This is a genomic window from Pseudomonas sp. Lz4W (genome assembly GCF_000346225.2).
Taxonomy (GTDB): Bacteria; Pseudomonadota; Gammaproteobacteria; order Pseudomonadales; family Pseudomonadaceae; genus Aquipseudomonas; species Aquipseudomonas paraversuta.
In genome coordinates, this window is the sequence record NZ_CP017432.1 from 1,931,394 (window position 1) to 1,947,623 (window position 16,230).

Here is a 16,230-nt window from a genome sequence, read left to right on the forward strand (position 1 = left end):
AGGCCTCTTTAAAATTTGCCGGCGTTGCTCAGAGACGTGCTGACCAATTGTTCATAGAGTTCGGCGTAGGGTTCCACGGCCTTGCACCAGTTGAACGGCGCAGTCATGGCGCGGCATCGCATGGCATTGAGCAGGCCCGGGTAGGCAAACACCTTGAACGCCCGGCACAGGGCCTGCTGGTAGCTTTCGACAGTGGATTCATCGAACAAGAAACCGGTCACGCCATCGTCAATGGTGTCAGCCAGGCCGCCGGTATTGCGCGCCACGGGCAGCGAGCCGAAGCGTTGCGAGTACATCTGGCTCAAGCCACAAGGTTCATAGCGCGAGGGCATCAATAAGAAGTCGCTGCCGGCGAACATGCGGCGGGCGTCGGTTTCGTTGAATCCGATGCGCACGCCGACCTGTCCGGGAAAGCGCAGGGCCAGGTCGCGCATGGCCTGTTCTGCTTCGGGTTCGCCGCGCCCGATGATGCAAATCTGCCCGCCCGAGGCGACGATATACGCCGCCACGGCCTCGGTCAGGTCCAGCCCTTTCTGGTACACCAGACGCGACACCACGGCGAACAAGGGGCCTTTGGATGGTGTGAGGCCAAACAGGTTGCGCACGTGATCGGCGTTCAGGGCCTTGCCCTTCCAGTCGCCAATGCTGAACGGCGCGACCAGATGCGGATCGGTAGATGCTTCCCAGCTTTCATCAATGCCGTTGGGGATTCCGCTGAGCAGGCCCTGTTGGGTTTTGCTGGCCAGGAAACCATCAAGCCCGCAACCAAAGCTGGGGGTGGTGATTTCGGCGGCATAGGTGGCACTGACGGTGGTGATATGGCTCGAATAGGCCATCCCGGCCTTGAGAAATGACAATTTGCCATAAAACTCCATGCCGTCCTGTTGCAGGGCATGGTCCGGAATGGCCAGCTCGGGGCAGCAGGCCCGGCTGAATACACCCTGATAGGCCAGGTTGTGGATGGTGAACAGGGTGGGGGTGCGCTGTCCGCGCCAATGCATATACGCCGGTGTCAGCCCGGCCGGCCAGTCATGGGCATGCACCAGATCGGGCTGCCAGTGAATTTGTGCCAGATTGGCCGCAATATCGGCCGCAGCCAGGCCCAGGCGGGCAAAGCGGATATGGTTGTCCGGCCAGTCACGGCCATTGTTGGCACCATATGGGCTGCCTTCGCGCTCATACAGTTCGGGGCAGATCAGTACATAGATGACCAGCCCGTCCTTGAGGTCCATGCGCCCGATCTTGCATGGGGGCAAGGCTGCGTGACCGCTGAGTTCGCCGATGATATGGATCGGATTGTCGCTGTTGAGCACCTGGCGGTAGCCCGGAATCAGGACCCGCACATCATGCAGGTGGCGCATGGCCCGGGGCAGTGCGGCGGACACATCCCCAAGGCCGCCGGTTTTAACCAGATCGGCCAGTTCCGATGTGACAAACAGCACCTTCTTTTTATTGGGGTTGGCATTTCCTGCCGGCAGTACTGCCTTCCCTGCAGGGCCTGAATCTGACAGTGAAATCAGATTGGAGGCCTGCGGGTCAAGCCGATCATCTTGTTGGGAAGCAGCAGCACTGATCATGACTCTCTCCCTTTGTACTTATAGGTTCACTTTGTCTGTCCGGCAGGGAAACAATCATTTCCTCAGGGGCGACATTCAACTCCAGATTGTTAAGCGGTTGACCACCGAAGCCATGGGCGCGCAGTCGGCTGACAGATCGCTGCAAGGAATGCACCACAAAGGGTGACTTGCCTTTAACTTGACCTGTAGCCAATGCAGAAGGTTCGGTTTATTTAAGCGCGAAAATCAAGCGTCGCAATTGCGACAGCCTCAAGTGTAGGAGGGATGCCGGGAGGCTGTGGGACAGGTGCCTGAAATAAGCGCCATAAGGTGGGGATTCGGCTGAGCGGTAAGTCCTGGCAGCCAGGCGGTCTTGTCCGCAAACGCACCTGTTCGGTGCGTTTGCGCAGGCAGGGGGTCAGTTGCCCGGATATTGCGCAATGACCTCATCACTGCCGTCGTTCCGCAGGCCTATCACCTGGTAGGCATCCTTGCGGTCGCCCATTTCCATGCCCGGGGAACCCACCGGCATGCCCGGCACGGCAATACCCTTGAGGTCGTTGCGTTTGCTCAGGGCGACCACTTGATCGGCCGGCACATGACCTTCCACGAACTTGCCGTTGATCATGCCGGTGTGGCAAGAAGCCAGTCGCGGCTCTACGCCAGCCTGCTGTTTAAAGCTGCTCATGTCCGCTTCAACATGGTCATTTACCTTGAAACCATTGGCTTGCAGGTGGGAGATCCAGGTTTTGCAGCAGCCACAATTGGCATCGCGGTGAACATCGATGGTCAGTTGCTCGGCAGCCTGTGCCATTGAGGTCAGCAACAGGGCCGAAAGGGCGACAAGACGCAATGGGGTTTTCATCGGGTTTCTCTTAATCCAAAAAGTTTCAGCCTGAGTGCCGGGCACTGTCAGGCAGCTGATAACAAGATGACGATTTTGTCAGGTAGGGGCATTTTTGGTGCATTCAAGACCTCAGTCTGGTTGTCGAGCAGCAGCTTGGCTACCATGGCTCTTCACTTTTCTGACGTCTTCAGTTCATGGCACTTGCAGTCCCGCCTGATTTGTCTGATCCCGGCGTGCCGGTTCAGCCGTTGGCCCGTACCTATCCGCGTGGTTTATACATTGATCCCCATGAGCATGAATGGGGCCAATTGTTATATGCCATGTCCGGGGTGATGTGGGTCGACACCCCGGAGGAAGCCCTGGCGGTTCCGCCACAACGGGCGGTCTGGCTACCGCCGGGGGTGCCCCACGGGATCCGGGTGGTCTCGGACTTGCAGATGCGCAATATCTATCTGCCTCCGGCACTGGCCAGCACTCTGGACAGCACCGTGCAGGTGATTGAAGTCGGACGTTTGCTGCGCGAATTGATCATCAATCTGGTGGAGCAGGCTGCTGGGCAATCGTCCTACACCGAGGCTGTGCTCAATCTGACGCTGCTCGAGTTGCAACGCGCGGGGCGTACCTTGCTCAGGGTGCCGATGCCCGATACACCTGACCGGCGCCTGCTGAACCTGTGCCAGTCGGTAATGGCCAGCCCGACCCTGGATATTTCCTTCGAGCAACATGCGCAGAACGCCGGGGCCAGTGTCCGTACCCTGGCGCGGCTGTTTCAGATGGAACTGGGTACGGGCTTTGCGCAGTGGCGGCGCCAGGTGCAACTGGCGACCGCAGCTGCCGAACTGATTCAGGGGACTTGTGTCAGCCAGGTCGCACGCTCGCTGGGCTATTCCCCCAGCAGTTTTAGCGACATGTTCCGACGCGAGTTGGGGGTCAGTCCTTCGTTATATGCACTGCGCCAGGGCGCAGCAACGGCGGTTTGACCGATAGGCAGAAGGCTTTGGCCGATACCTGTCGGCTGTCGGTCATACACTGGGGGCATTAATACACCACCCAGAGGGCTGAGCATGAAAGCACTGCAATTCTCCAGAACCGGCGATCTGGCCGCACTGACCCTGGTTGAAGTGCCAACCCCCGTACCCGGTGCAGACGAGGTGCTGGTGCAGGTCAAGGCGGCCGGCCTGAACCCCAGCGATGTGAAGAATGTGCTCGGGCGTTTCCCCTACACCATCTTGCCGCGTATTCCGGGGCGTGACTTTTCCGGGGTGATTGTCGAGGGACCAGCGGCGCTGATGGGGCAGGAGGTATGGGGTACCGGCCAGGAACTGGGCTTCTATGGTGATGGTTCCCATGGGGATTTTTTGCGCTTGCCGGTTGCGGGAGTCGCGCTCAAGCCCCGCACATTGAGCTTTGTTCAGGCCGCCAGCCTGGGCGTGCCCTATACCACGGCATGGGATGCGCTACAGCGCAGTGATGTAGGGGCGGATACCTGTTTATTGGTGATCGGTGCCAACGGTGCTGTAGGCAGTGCCGCCATTGCGCTGGCGAAAGTCCTCGGCGCCAGGGTGCTGGCTGCGGTGCGGCGCCCTGACCAGGCTCAAGTGCTACGGGAGCAAGGGATTGAAGTGATTGTGCTGGGCAAGCCCGAAGATCTGGCCGCTCAGGTCAGCGCAGTGTTCAGCGGTGGTGCTGAAGTCATATTCGACACCACCGGGCACTGGCTGCCAGCGACCGTTGCGGCGTTGCGGATTTTTGGTCGTGTGGCCTTCATTGCTGCACCTCTGGACGGCCATGTGCACTTGCCGGCGCTGGCGCTGTATCGCAAGGGCGGCACGTTGATCGGGGTTAACTCGCTGCTTTACAGCTGTGGCGAGTGCGCCCGGATGCTTGAACAATTTGGCCAGTATTTCGACCAGGGCCTGCTGCCCGTGCCCCGTGGGCTGCAAGAAGCGCGGTTGGCAGACGGGTTGAGCAGTTATGCCGAGGTCAATGCAGGGACCTGCGCCAAAGTGGTGCTGATCCCGTAGGCGCACTGCCGGTCAAACCCTGTAGGAGCGAGCTTGTCTCGCGATTTTTTCGCTGCGGTATCTGAGGCCGCAACAGCTCGCGAGGCAAGCTCGCTCCTACAGAGTGTGGGGTTGGTGAAATTCTTGTAGGAGCGAGCTTGTCTCGCGATTTTTTCGCTGCGGTATCTGAGTCTGCAACAGCTCGCGAGGCAAGCTCGCTCCTACAGAGGGTGGGGTTGGTGAAATTCTTGTAGGAGCGAGCTTGTCTCGCGATTTTTTTGCTGCGGTATCTGAGGCCGCAACAGCTCGCGAGCAAGCTCGCTCCTACAGAGGCGGGGGTTGGTGAAATCTTTGTAGGAGCCGAGCTTGTCTCGCGATTTTTTGCTGCGGTATCTGAGGCCGCAACAGCTCGCTCCTACAGGCCGGCTATTTCATCCATGAAATCCTGCACAAACCATTCAAGGCGCTTATGTCTGATGGCTGCCAGTCGCGCACCTTCCGGGGTTTGAAAACCTGACGCCAGCTTGAGCAACTTGGTATGGAAATGCTCGAGGGTGTAACGCTTGTCCTGATACTCGCGTCCCGTCGCCTGCGGGTTTGTGAAGTCGTACAGCGCCGCCCCCATTCTTCCCGATACATAAAAGCAGCGTGCTACGCCGATCAGGCCGATGGCATCCAGGCGGTCACTGTCCTGCAGTATCTTTGCTTCCAGGGTGGCGGGCGTCAGTGCCGCGGAAAAACTGTGGGTCTGTACCGCGTGGGCCACTGCGTTCACTCGCGACTCGGGCCAGCCCAGCCCCGTCAGGATGGTCGCGGCTTTATTCGCAGACAGGGTTGAGGCCTGCGCCCGTAAAGGCGAATCCTTTTCCACTGCCACGCAGTCGTGCAGAAGGGTGGCGGCCAGGAGAATTTCCAGATCGCCGCCTTCCCTGGCCTGAATCACTTGTGCATTGGTCCACACACGGTGGATATGTGACAGATCGTGGGAGCCGTCCCCGTTGTCCTCCGCCAGCCAGGCCTGCAAGGTGTCGGCCAGAGCCTGAAAGGGAAAGAATGGCTGAGTGTTCACGGGGCAGGCTCCGGTCCGGACAGGTAAAGGGCTTATTGCGCCAGACGCAGGCTGGCACGGATCCCCAGTACTTCAGCTTCGTTGGCTTTGTAGCCGTCTGCAGGACCTGCGTAGGAAAGGGCATAGGCGTTGCTGTCATGGGTGGCGGCGACCAGGGTCTGGGTGATCACGTGGTTGCCGTTCTGGGTGATTTTGCAGGTGGTTTCCAATGCCTCCAGACCGCCCAGGGTGCTGCTGTGAATTTTGTTACAGGCACTCTGGTAGCCGGCGCCGGCGAAGTTCTTCTGCAAGGTCTTGCGCATCTGCAGCAGTACCGCTTCCATATTGACCTTGTGGTCAGGAGCCAATGTGGTCTGGGTAAGCTCCATCACCATCAACGGATCACCGTTGGGGTCATTTTTTACCGCCCGCTGGCGCTGGCCATTGTCATCGGGGGCAGGTGGCACGGCCTGCACCTCCCAGTCGCCGGGCCAGGTAATCGTCTGACTTTCGGCATTCGCCGTCGGCAGCGAAAGGGCGGCGAGAAGTCCGATGAGTGCGGTGTAACGGTGCGAAAAAGTCATGGGCGACAGGCCTTTAGGGCGGTTTCATGGCAAGCATAGTGTATCAATTAGTGTCCAGCTCTTGCTTTGGGATGGAAGATCATTTGTACCATTGCTCAGCTAAACCTTTGCTTCTTATGACTAATCCCGGAGAATCGCGCCCTTCTTACGGCCGGGGCGTTGTCTGTAAGGTGTGTTTTGTCCGCCCCGGCTGCGTGGTAACGACCGGCTAGCGGAGATTCGACCGGATGAATGACCAGGCTAACAGCGTCGATGAACGCTTTGACGCGGCACCCGCGACCCTCAGTCGCTGGAGTCGTCATGACACTACCTGGATGCTGGGCCTGTTTGGCACGGCCATTGGCGCAGGTACTTTGTTTTTGCCCATCAATGCAGGGCTTGGCGGCTTTTGGCCGTTGCTGATTCTGGCGTTGCTGGCGTTTCCGATGACGTTTTATGCTCACCGCGGTTTGACCCGCTTCGTACTCTCCGGACGCGAAGGCTCTGACATCACGGATGTTGTTGAAGAGCATTTCGGCTTGCGGGCCGGTGCATTGATCACGCTGCTGTATTTCTGTGCGATTTTTCCGATTCTGTTGATTTACAGCGTTGCTCTGACCAACACGGTCGGCAGCTTCATGCTCAATCAACTGCATGTCACACCACCACCCCGGGCGATTTTGTCGCTGGTGCTGATTCTGGGCCTGCTGGCCGTGGTGCGTTGCGGCGAGCAAGTGATAGTCAAGGCCATGAGCATGATGGTCTATCCGTTCATTGTCGCGCTGTTGTTTTTGGCGGTGTTTTTGATCCCCCACTGGAATGGCGGGATTCTGAGCACGGCGAGCACCTTGCCGGCGCCTTCAGCATTGCTGCACACCTTGTGGCTGGCGATTCCGGTGATGGTGTTTTCGTTTAACCATTCGCCGATCATCTCGGCCTTTGCCGTTGATCAGAAGCGCCGTTATGGGGCGAACGCCGATGAGCGCAGCTCGCAGATCCTGTCCCGCGCCCACCTGTTGATGGTGGCAATGGTGCTGTTCTTCGTCTTCAGCTGCGTGCTCACCCTGTCACCTGAGCAGCTGGCTGAAGCCAAGGCGCAGAATCTGTCGATCCTGTCCTACCTGGCCAACCACTTCAGCAACCCGACCATTGCCTTTGCCGCCCCGTTGATTGCCTTTGTAGCGATAGCCAAATCGTTCCTGGGTCACTACATCGGCGCCAGCGAAGGTCTTAAAGGCCTGGTCCTGAAGACCGGCAAGCGCCCGGCAGCGAAAGCCCTGGACCGCATGACCGCAGCGTTCATGCTGATAGTGTGCTGGGCAGTAGCAACGCTCAACCCAAGCATTCTGGGAATGATCGAAACCCTGGGCGGCCCGGTGATCGCGGCCATCCTGTTCCTGATGCCGATGTACGCGATTCGTCGGGTACCAGCCATGCGCCAGTACTCGGGCAAGATCTCCAACGTGTTTGTCACCGCCGTTGGCCTGGTGGCAATTTCGTCGCTGGTTTACTCGCTGATTCCTTGATTCAGCTCCGCCCGTCGCTGCCATTCCGGGCGGCGCCGGGCGGGTGATTGTCCCTCGCAAGCCGTTCAAGGCTTGAGTCTGGCAAGCGCACCGAGGGTTCCCGTGGGCCATCCCAGTCGAACCCACTGCCGCTGCATGCAGACCTTCATACCCTCTATAGCGACCATACGGCTGGCTGGTGAACTGGCTGCGCCGGCGCCTGCGCGCTATTACGGCGATCCGCGTAACACATCCATACGTCTTATGCGTCTTCTGCGTCTTCTGTAGGAGCGAGCTTGCCTCGCGAGCTTCTGGCGATTCGAAGGACTGCGCAGGAAAAGCTCGCGAGGCAAGCTCGCTCCTACAATGAATGCGTAAATGCGTGAATGCGTAAATGCGTAAATGCGTGAATGGCTGAATGAATGGTTGAGCGGCAATCGAATCTCGGCGCTGTGGTCCGTGTGCCGTATGTCACTTTCGGCTATGTCACTCACTTGCGCGCTTGATCTGCATCAAGGCTGTCGGCCCGCACCGGCATAGCCTGAGCCCAAGCCATATTCCAGGAGGTAGTGACAGATGAGCATCATCGTAACCGGGGCCGCCGGTTTTATCGGCAGTAACCTGGTAAAGGCACTCAACCGGCGCGGTGAGCGTGACATCATTGCCGTGGACGATCTGACCGATGGCGACAAGTGCCGCAATCTGGCGGACTGCGATATCGCGGACTACATCGATAAACGCGAGTTCGTGCATCGTTTTTCCAATCGTCAGTTGGGCGATATACGCGCCGTTCTGCATCAGGGCGCGTGCTCCAGTACGCTGGAACGTGACGGCCGGTTGATGATGGAGAACAACTACCGCTACAGCTGTGACGTGCTGCAAGCCTGTCAGGAGCAAGCGACGCCCTTTATCTATGCCTCTTCGGCAGCGGTCTATGGCGCCAACCGGGACTTTCGCGAAGTTCGCGAGTGTGAGCGGCCGTTGAATGTCTACGCCTACTCAAAATTCCTCTTCGATCAGCATGTGCGGCAATTGTCGGGCAAGGCACGCAGCCAGGTGGTGGGGTTGCGTTACTTCAATGTGTTCGGCCCCCGCGAGCAACACAAAGGCCGTATGGCTTCGATGGTGCGGCATTGCTTCAATCAATACCGCGACCACGGGCATGTCGAGTTGTTCGGTGAGTACGGCGGCTATCCGGCAGGCGGGCACATGCGTGATTTTATTTCGGTGGAGGATGTGGTCAAGGTCAATCTGCACTGGCTGGATCACCCGCAAACCAGTGGCATTTTTAATCTGGGCAGCGGTGTGGCCCGCTCATTCAACGAGCTGGCGCTGGCAACGATCAACTGTTTGCGTGGAGCGCAGGGCCGACCTTCCCTGACCCTGGAAACTGCAGTGCTTGAAGGGGTGTTGCGCTACTGCGAGTTCCCCGAAGAGCTCAAGGGCAAGTATCAGGTCTACACCTGCGCCGACTTGAGCCGGCTGCGTGAAGCGGGTTATGAGGAACCGATGTCGGGGCTGGAGGCGGGAGTGGAGGGGTATTGCAGGCGTCTGCTGACTTGCTGAGTTACCGGGGGGCTGCCATCGCGGGCAAGCCCGCTCCCACAAGATAAGCGCAGCTTCTGTCGCTGGGCCCGCTCCTGCAGGTTGTGTGCAGCTTCTGTAGGAGCGGGCATTGCGCGGTCTGTTGCGGGATTACCTGGCCGTCAACAACGCCTCTAGCTTTTCCTGGTCACGGGCGAACTGGCGGATGCCTTCGGCCAGTTTTTCGGTGGCCATTCCGTCTTCGTTCGAGGCCCAGCGGAACTGCGCTTCGTTCAGGCTCTGGCGCGGTTCGCCCTGATGCCCAGGGCTCAATTTGCGCTCCAGTTTGCCTTCGTCCAGGGCCAGTTTTTCCAGCAGGTCCGGGCTGATGGTCAGACGGTCGCAACCGGCCAGCTGTTCGATCTGGTTCAGGTTGCGGAAGCTGGCACCCATGACCACGGTCTTGTAGTCATTGGCTTTGTAGTAGTTGTAGATGCGGGTCACGGACTGCACACCCGGATCATCGGATCCTGTGTAGTCAATGCCGGTGGACTTCTTGTACCAGTCGTAAATACGGCCCACGAACGGCGAAATCAGGAACACCCCGGCATCGGCACAGGCTGCGGCCTGGGCAAACGAGAACAACAGGGTCAGGTTGGTCTGGATGCCGTCATTTTCCAGTTTTTCGGCGGCACGGATGCCTTCCCAGGTCGAAGCGAGCTTGATCAGTACCCGGTCGCGGCCCACGCCGGCCTTGTCGTAAAGCTCGACCAACTGGTTGGCCTTTTTCAGCAAGGCAAATTCGTCGAACGACAGGCGGGCATCGACCTCGGTCGAAATACGGCCCGGAATGACCTTCAAGATACCGCTACCCACCGAGACCGCGAAGTGGTCGCAGGCCAGGCCGACATCACCGTTGGCGTGGGCGATGGCATTTTTCAGCAGCTCGGCATAACCCGGCATGGCTGCGGCTTTGAGCAGCAGGGATGGATTGGTCGTGGCATCAACGGGTTTGAGGCGGGTAATTGCGTCGAGGTCGCCGGTGTCTGCGACCACGGTGGTGAACTGCTTGAGTTGTTCCAGCTTGGAAGTCATGAGCGTCTCTGTCGGAAAAGGTGTTAATGGCTGTAAAGATTGAGTGCGGTGTCGATCAAAAGTTCGTTAAACCCAAGCTGGCAGAATGCCGCCGAATACCTTGGTAGTGCAACTGATCGTGCGATTTAATCTGCCTCAGCAGCCATTTACCTCGATTCAGAGTTCCAGCGTGTACCGGTCTGGCTCGCGGCTTTGCTCACTCATCTGTACTGCGTTGATGGTTTTGCCCGTGGCCTGCTCAACCCGGCGCGCCACTTCAGGGTCGTCGGCAAAGGGAATCAGGCTGGCTTCGTCGATATCGGTCGCGGTTTTATGTTTCAAACACCAGCTAATGGCGCAATAGAGGCTGATGACGGCTGCGCTATTGAGGGCTATTTCGATCATGTCCGGCACTCCTTGTCGAAAGCACCCGATACCGGTCCGGCGACCTGCATCGGGTTGTTGGTCAGGCTATCTGAGCCGTCAGTTCGGCTTGCTTGAGGTCGGCCACGCGCACTGTTCGCCACAGGTTCCAGCACATCAACAGCATGCCGCTGAGGAAGAACAGCCCGCCCACCAGACGTACGACGTAGCCCGGGTGGCTGGCGCTCAGCGACTCCACGAACGAATAGGTCAGGGTGCCGTCATCGTTGATCGCGCGCCACATCAGGCCCTGGGTGATGCCGTTGACCCACATCGAGGCGATGTACAGCACGGTGCCGATGGTCGCCAGCCAGAAGTGCAGGTTGATCAGCCCGATGCTGTACATCTGCTCGCGGCCGAAGATCTTGGGAATCATGTGATAGAGCGCGCCGAAAGTGATCATCGCCACCCAGCCCAGGGCCCCGGCATGGACGTGGCCGATGGTCCAGTCGGTGTAGTGGGACAGGGCATTGACGGTCTTGATGGCCATCATCGGCCCTTCAAAGGTCGACATGCCGTAGAACGCCAGTGACAGCACCAGAAACCGCAGGATCGGGTCGGTGCGCAATTTATGCCAGGCCCCGGAGAGGGTCATCATGCCGTTGATCATGCCGCCCCAGCTGGGAGCCAGCAGGATGATGGACATGGCCATGCCCAGCGACTGGGCCCAGTCCGGCAGTGCGGTGTAGTGCAGGTGATGGGGGCCGGCCCAGATATAGAGGGTAATCAGGGCCCAGAAATGCACGATGGACAGGCGATAGGAATAAATCGGCCTGCCGACCTGTTTCGGCACGAAGTAGTACATCATCCCGAGAAAGCCGGTGGTCAGGAAAAAACCTACCGCGTTATGCCCATACCACCACTGCACCATGGCATCGGTGGCTCCGGCATACACGGGATAAGACTTGAACCAGTCCACCGGAATCGCCAGGTGGTTGACCACGTGCAGCATGGCGATGACCAGAATGAAGGCGCCAAAAAACCAGTTGCCGACATAGATATGTCTGGTTTTGCGCTGCACCACGGTAGTAAAGAACACGATGGCGTAGGCGACCCAGACCACCGTCAGCCACACGGCACCGGTGAATTCTATTTCGGCGTATTCCTTGGTGGTGGTATAGCCCAGCGGCAGGGTGACCAGCATGATCACAATTACCGATTGCCAGCCCCAGAAGGTAAAGGCTGCCAGCTTGTCCGAGAATAACCGTACCTGACAGGTGCGCTGCACCGCGTAGTAGCTGGCGGCAAACTGTGCGCTGCCGGCAAAGCCGAAAATCACCAGGCTGGTGTGCAACGGTCGCAGGCGGCCGAAGGTGGTCCAGGGCAAATCCAGGTTCATTTGCGGCCAGACCAGTTGCGAGGCGATCCATACGCCCATGGCCATGCCGACCACCCCCCACACCACGGTCATGATGGCGAATTGGCGGACGACCTTATAGTTATAGGCCTGCCCGTTTAGTGCTGTGCTCATGCTCAAGTCTTCCACGGTTCAAAGTCCTGCCAGGCCTGGTGGTCTGGCGCTGGGTGAACTCTAGGAAGTTGGCAGGAAACAAGACAGATTCAGGGGGGGAGAATTAATACGGAGCAGATTTAGCGGCATATTTAAAAGTGTTTTTTAAAATCTGATCTGGTTTTTAGCCGATTTACATTTTTTAAATACTTCTGAGCTGTACTGTTTTCCCTCTGTGTCTCCGGAAAAATGGTCGGCGAAGCAGCGCTTTTTCCGCAGATTAGCTATACATAAATCCGGCACACAAATAGTTACGTTCTCCACAGGAGTTACAGAATGAAGCTCGGACTGATGATTAGTACGTTGTGTATTGCCTCGATCGGGGTAGTGGGCTGTGCAAGCAAGGTCCAGCAGCCGGATGAATACTCCGGTTTTTTGAAGGATTACAGTCGCCTTAAAGAAGCCAAATCGCCTTCGGGCGCCGAAGTGATGCGCTGGATCGATCCCAAGCTGAATATTAACCAGTACACCAGCGTCTATATCGAGCCAAGCCAGCTCTACCCGGCGCCGAAGCCGACGGAGAAGATCCCGCAAAGCACGTTGAACGGCATTACCCGCTACTACGATCAAGCACTCAAGCGTGAACTCAGCAAATCACTGCCACTGGCCAGCGCCCCCGGGCCGGGCGTGATTGTGGTGCGACCGGCGATCACTGCCGTGAGCAGCGAGACCGAGAGCCTGGCACCTTACGAATATATTCCGGTAGCGCTGGTGGCGGCGGCGGTCAGTACGGCGTCGGGCATTCGCGATCAGGAAACCCAGCTGGCAACCGAAGCCGTATTCATTGACGGGCAGAGCCAGGACGTAGTGGCGCAGGTGGTGCGCAAAGGCACCGGCAAACCGCTGGAGAACAGCAGCCAGCAAATGAAGACCGACGATGTGAAAAAAGTGATAGATGGCTGGGCATCAGATCTTCATCAGTCGTATTTGAAACTGAAGAGCCAGTAAGCTCCGGGATCTGCAACTGAGTGCGGGCAAAACAGTTGCAGCACCCCGGCTTGCCGGGGTGCTGCAGGTTACAGCTCAGGGTGCTACAGGTGTCAGCAAGGGCATTTTCCATTGCCCGTCGGCAAGTTCAGGCTTGGGCATATAAATACGCAGTACGCCGTAAAACGGCCCGTCAGGCGCCGGCAACCAGTTGTTTTGCAGATCCCCGGCCGGGGGTTGAGGCTGGAGGTACAGGGTCACACCGCCATCTGCGTCGCGCTTGAGATCGGGCAACATGCGCGAATTGATCAGGTAGCGATCCAGCGGGTTGTCCACCAGCAATTTGCTTTTGCCGTCATACATGGTCAGCGACCAGAAGGCATTGGCAGGGGGCAGGGCATTTTTGTCAAAGTGCAAGGTATAGCGCTGTCTGGAGCCGTCCAGGGGGCGGCCCTGATTGTCGACGAAATAGCCGATGTAATCGGCCTCTTCGGCAGAGTTGCCAAAGATCCCCATATTGGTCCCTGCATAACGGTACAGGTAGTTGTTTTTCAAGTGCTCGCGGGAGCCGAACAGGTCTCCACTGCTGATCTTGTGCGTGTCGACCTGCTCTTTCTTGAACTGCTCGAATTCGGCTTTACCTGCTGCAATTCCTTCTTCCAGGGCCTTGCGTTGCTCGGCGGACAGCTGGCCCGTTGCATAGGGCAGGCCCGGTTCAATGCCAATTTTTTTGAAGCGCTCGCGTAATGCCGTTTCACCGGGCTGCGGCTCGGCAAATGCGAGCATGAAATTCAAGTAGTTGAACAGCTCGGGGCTGTCACTCATGTTCGCCATGGGGGCCGGCCAGTCAATGGCTGCAGACAGCGGCGGGGCGGGTTGGCCGAGGAACTGGCTCAAGGGCTGCACTATGTAACCGCGCTGGATTTCCTTGACCCTGGGCAGGTCTTTTTCATCAAACAGCTGGGTCCGGTACAGGCCGTAGGCAATTTCGCTTTCGCTGGGAATCACGGCCTCGATACCGGCCGGTTTCTCACCTTGCCAGCCCGGCCCGACAATCAGGAAGTTCCCGCCTTTGTTGCCCGTGGTACGGCTACCGAGGTAGGCGAAGTTTTGCGTGTACAGGTCGATCAACTGCGTGGAGTAGTAACGACCGTCTTCAATTGCCGGCAGCGTCAGCACCAGCGGCTCGGCTCGCAGGTCCATCCATAGAAATGAATAGGGCGTGTCCGAATTGGGGGTCACGAAAGCGCTGTCTTTGGGGCTGAACACCATGGCGGTGTTGCCGATGTCATTGAACGGCGCCTTGAAGTCCTTGCCGCCTTGGTCCACGGCCTGGGCGTAGAGAGTTTTGTACATCTCCACCACCGGGAAACCATACAGATAGGCTTCTCTGGCGATGCTTGTGGCCTCTGCAGGCGACGCGCTGAAGTTCATGGCTGATACCTGGGTTGTCATCAGTGACAGGCAGGCTGCCAGGGCATAAACGGGGGGCTTGAGGTACCTGGCAAAGTCCCTGACTGTGGATTGACTGCTCATGACAGCAACCTGATGTCATCGGGTTTCCAGCTTTTATCGAGGCAAGCGCCGGTCTGGGCGAAGGTTTTGCCCTGTTCCATGCCTGGAGTGGCCAGCATGACGTGGGCGTGCTCCCGGGGCCGGGCGCTGAAGCCAGAAGCACGAAGCTGCGAATTCATGAAATTTCCTTATTTTCCGAAGGTGACATTAATGCCGGCGAACAGTGTGAATTGCGGCAAGTCATCGCCTTTGCGTTCCACTGTCCATTGTGGTTCCAGGTAGGCGTTGAGGATGTTGCCCCCGGCTTTCCATGCCTTGCCGAAACCCAGGCCGACGGGGATATAGTGGGTGTTGTTTTTCAGGTCATAGGTCCAGGTGCCGGTGGAGCGCAAGTACCAGCCCTTTGGCAGGTTGTGGATGATGAACGGCTGGAAGGTGGCGCTCTCGACATGCTGGCGATCACTGTGACCGGCAAAAGAGCTTTGATACTGCACCAGTGCCCCCAGCAGGCCACGGGATGAGGCATCTATGGCAATCGCTGCCAGCCCCGCTTGCCATTTGCCGGTGCCCAGTTCGTCATGCTCGGCAGTGGGCGCCGTAATTTGCGGGCCGATGCCCAACTGCACGCCATCGGTCTTGAGCAGGAAAATATCGAACAGGTTGAGATCGCCCATACCGGTGCTGTAACCACTTCTGGGGTCGGGGCGGGTGCTGATGGGCAGGGTGGCACGCAACAGTTGCGGTACGCCGATAAAGTCGTTCGGGGCGACGGGCAGGGCGCCGCGCAGCAGGGCGTCATTGGTGTGGATATTGCTGTCGTAGACCCGGGGCGTGTAGTAGTCCTGCAGGTTCAGGCCCGGGGCCAGGCTCAGGGGGTTGTTACTTTTGTTGGCTATATCGGGATTGTCTGCCAGGGCAGCAGTGACAGGGGCCAGGGCCAGGGTCAGTAAGAGTCCCGAAGCAAGGTGTGTCTTAGCCATGAGCGTCCAATTCCCTGGAAGTCTTAAGAATGCAGCGCTAGGAAGCTAGCAGCAAATGGCGCGCCTGCCAGTTCCCGGGGTCTGCTGCCGGGTACTGTTTTGCTCGAGGCTGGGCATTTTTGGAATTTTTCAGTACCGGCACGGTCTTTTTGTTCCGCGGCCCATGACATTTTACCTGCGGGCCGTAGGTCGGCTGCCTGATTCGTGTTTAACTCCGGCTTCTTCAAAAACCGTTAAGAAGGACATCGTTCATGGCTCAAGTGACGCTTAAAGGCAACCCTGTTCAAGTCAAAGGCGAACTGCCGGCAGTAGGCTCCAAGGCGCCGGCGTTTTCGCTGGTAGCAGGTAATTTGTCCGATGTGACGTTGGCCAGCTTTGCTGGTAAACGCAAAGTGCTGAACATCTTCCCGAGTGTTGATACGCCAACTTGCGCGACTTCGGTGCGCACCTTCAACACCAAGGCCAACGATCTGGAAAACACCGTGGTGCTGTGCATCTCGGCTGACCTGCCGTTCGCCCAGGCCCGTTTCTGCGGTGCCGAAGGTCTGGAACACGTACAGAACCTGTCGACCCTGCGCGGCCGTGAGTTCATCGAGAACTACGGCGTGGCAATTGCTGACGGCCCGTTGGCTGGCCTGACTGCCCGTGCGGTAGTCGTGCTGGACGAAAACGACAACGTGCTGCACAGCGAACTGGTTAAAGAAATCGCTGAAGAGCCGAACTACGAAGCAGCCCTGGCTGTTTTAAAGTAAGTC

16 protein-coding genes are annotated in these 16,230 nt (G+C 58.2%); 6 read left to right on the forward strand and 10 right to left on the reverse strand.

Translation table 11 applies throughout. The annotated features are described in order from the left end of the window. Positions 1–8 precede the first annotated feature (8 nt). Positions 9–1,577, reverse strand: coding sequence for a glycogen synthase GlgA (glgA, locus tag B195_RS09170; RefSeq protein WP_003447579.1), 1,569 nt, complete (start codon positions 1,575–1,577; stop codon positions 9–11). A gap of 397 nt (positions 1,578–1,974) precedes the next feature. After that, positions 1,975–2,421: a DUF411 domain-containing protein gene (locus B195_RS09175; RefSeq protein ID WP_003447581.1), complete on the reverse strand. Its 447-nt coding sequence runs from the start codon at positions 2,419–2,421 to the stop codon at positions 1,975–1,977. Between the two features lie 176 nt (positions 2,422–2,597). Here B195_RS09175 and B195_RS09180 point away from each other — a divergent pair, with 176 nt between their 5' ends. Both B195_RS09180 and B195_RS09185 read left to right on the forward strand, forming a co-directional pair. Continuing rightward, positions 2,598–3,383 (forward strand): helix-turn-helix transcriptional regulator, encoded by a 786-nt coding sequence (locus B195_RS09180; protein ID WP_003447583.1) that lies wholly within the window; start codon positions 2,598–2,600, stop codon positions 3,381–3,383. An 84-nt stretch (positions 3,384–3,467) separates the two neighbouring features. Next, a complete protein-coding gene (locus B195_RS09185; protein WP_003447585.1) occupies positions 3,468–4,427 on the forward strand; it encodes a zinc-binding alcohol dehydrogenase family protein in 960 nt (319 codons plus the stop codon). A gap of 394 nt (positions 4,428–4,821) precedes the next feature. Here B195_RS09185 and B195_RS09190 read toward each other — a convergent pair whose 3' ends face one another. Continuing rightward, positions 4,822–5,475: an HD domain-containing protein gene (locus B195_RS09190; protein WP_003447588.1), complete on the reverse strand. Its 654-nt coding sequence runs from the start codon at positions 5,473–5,475 to the stop codon at positions 4,822–4,824. Positions 5,476–5,507: 32 nt separating this feature from the next. Continuing rightward, positions 5,508–6,038 carry a DUF4946 domain-containing protein gene (locus tag B195_RS09195; RefSeq protein ID WP_003447590.1) on the reverse strand — a complete coding sequence of 177 codons (531 nt, stop codon included), beginning with the start codon at positions 6,036–6,038 and terminating at the stop codon, positions 5,508–5,510. A 227-nt stretch (positions 6,039–6,265) separates the two neighbouring features. Here B195_RS09195 and B195_RS09200 point away from each other — a divergent pair, with 227 nt between their 5' ends. Together B195_RS09200 and rfaD are read left to right on the forward strand one after the other, a co-directional pair. Continuing rightward, positions 6,266–7,543 (forward strand): serine/threonine transporter, encoded by a 1,278-nt coding sequence (locus B195_RS09200; RefSeq protein ID WP_003447591.1) that lies wholly within the window; start codon positions 6,266–6,268, stop codon positions 7,541–7,543. A 555-nt stretch (positions 7,544–8,098) separates the two neighbouring features. After that, a complete protein-coding gene (gene rfaD / locus B195_RS09205; protein ID WP_003447593.1) occupies positions 8,099–9,088 on the forward strand; it encodes an ADP-glyceromanno-heptose 6-epimerase in 990 nt (329 codons plus the stop codon). A gap of 129 nt (positions 9,089–9,217) precedes the next feature. Here rfaD and tal read toward each other — a convergent pair whose 3' ends face one another. The 3 genes from tal to ccoN all read right to left on the reverse strand — a co-directional run bounded on the left by tal (position 9,218) and on the right by ccoN (position 12,014). Then, on the reverse strand, positions 9,218–10,141 hold the full coding sequence (tal, locus tag B195_RS09210) for a transaldolase (RefSeq protein ID WP_003447594.1): 924 nt from the start codon (positions 10,139–10,141) through the stop codon (positions 9,218–9,220). A 156-nt stretch (positions 10,142–10,297) separates the two neighbouring features. Beyond that, entirely contained in the window at positions 10,298–10,525 is a 228-nt protein-coding gene (locus B195_RS09215) for a hypothetical protein (RefSeq protein ID WP_003447596.1), read from the reverse strand. Positions 10,526–10,586: 61 nt separating this feature from the next. Further along, entirely contained in the window at positions 10,587–12,014 is a 1,428-nt protein-coding gene (ccoN, locus tag B195_RS09220; protein WP_003447597.1) for a cytochrome-c oxidase, cbb3-type subunit I, read from the reverse strand. A 315-nt stretch (positions 12,015–12,329) separates the two neighbouring features. On the opposite strand from ccoN, the gene B195_RS09225 reads away from it, so the two are divergent. Further along, the gene (locus B195_RS09225) at positions 12,330–13,001 is read left to right on the forward strand and encodes a DUF3313 domain-containing protein (protein WP_003447598.1); all 672 of its coding nucleotides are present in this window, start codon (positions 12,330–12,332) and stop codon (positions 12,999–13,001) included. Between the two features lie 75 nt (positions 13,002–13,076). Here B195_RS09225 and B195_RS09230 read toward each other — a convergent pair whose 3' ends face one another. The 3 genes from B195_RS09230 to B195_RS09235 are packed head-to-tail and all read right to left on the reverse strand — an operon-like array spanning position 13,077 to position 15,475. Further along, positions 13,077–14,516, reverse strand: coding sequence for a DUF1254 domain-containing protein (locus B195_RS09230; RefSeq protein ID WP_003447599.1), 1,440 nt, complete (start codon positions 14,514–14,516; stop codon positions 13,077–13,079). Further along, the gene (locus B195_RS22925; protein ID WP_158525120.1) at positions 14,513–14,674 is read right to left on the reverse strand and encodes a hypothetical protein; all 162 of its coding nucleotides are present in this window, start codon (positions 14,672–14,674) and stop codon (positions 14,513–14,515) included. The genes B195_RS09230 and B195_RS22925 overlap by 4 nt, the downstream gene beginning before the upstream one ends. Before the next feature lie 9 nt (positions 14,675–14,683). Next, positions 14,684–15,475 carry a hypothetical protein gene (locus B195_RS09235; RefSeq protein WP_003447600.1) on the reverse strand — a complete coding sequence of 264 codons (792 nt, stop codon included), beginning with the start codon at positions 15,473–15,475 and terminating at the stop codon, positions 14,684–14,686. A gap of 251 nt (positions 15,476–15,726) precedes the next feature. On the opposite strand from B195_RS09235, the gene tpx reads away from it, so the two are divergent. Then, positions 15,727–16,227 (forward strand): thiol peroxidase, encoded by a 501-nt coding sequence (gene tpx, locus B195_RS09240; protein WP_003447601.1) that lies wholly within the window; start codon positions 15,727–15,729, stop codon positions 16,225–16,227. Positions 16,228–16,230 lie beyond the last annotated feature (3 nt).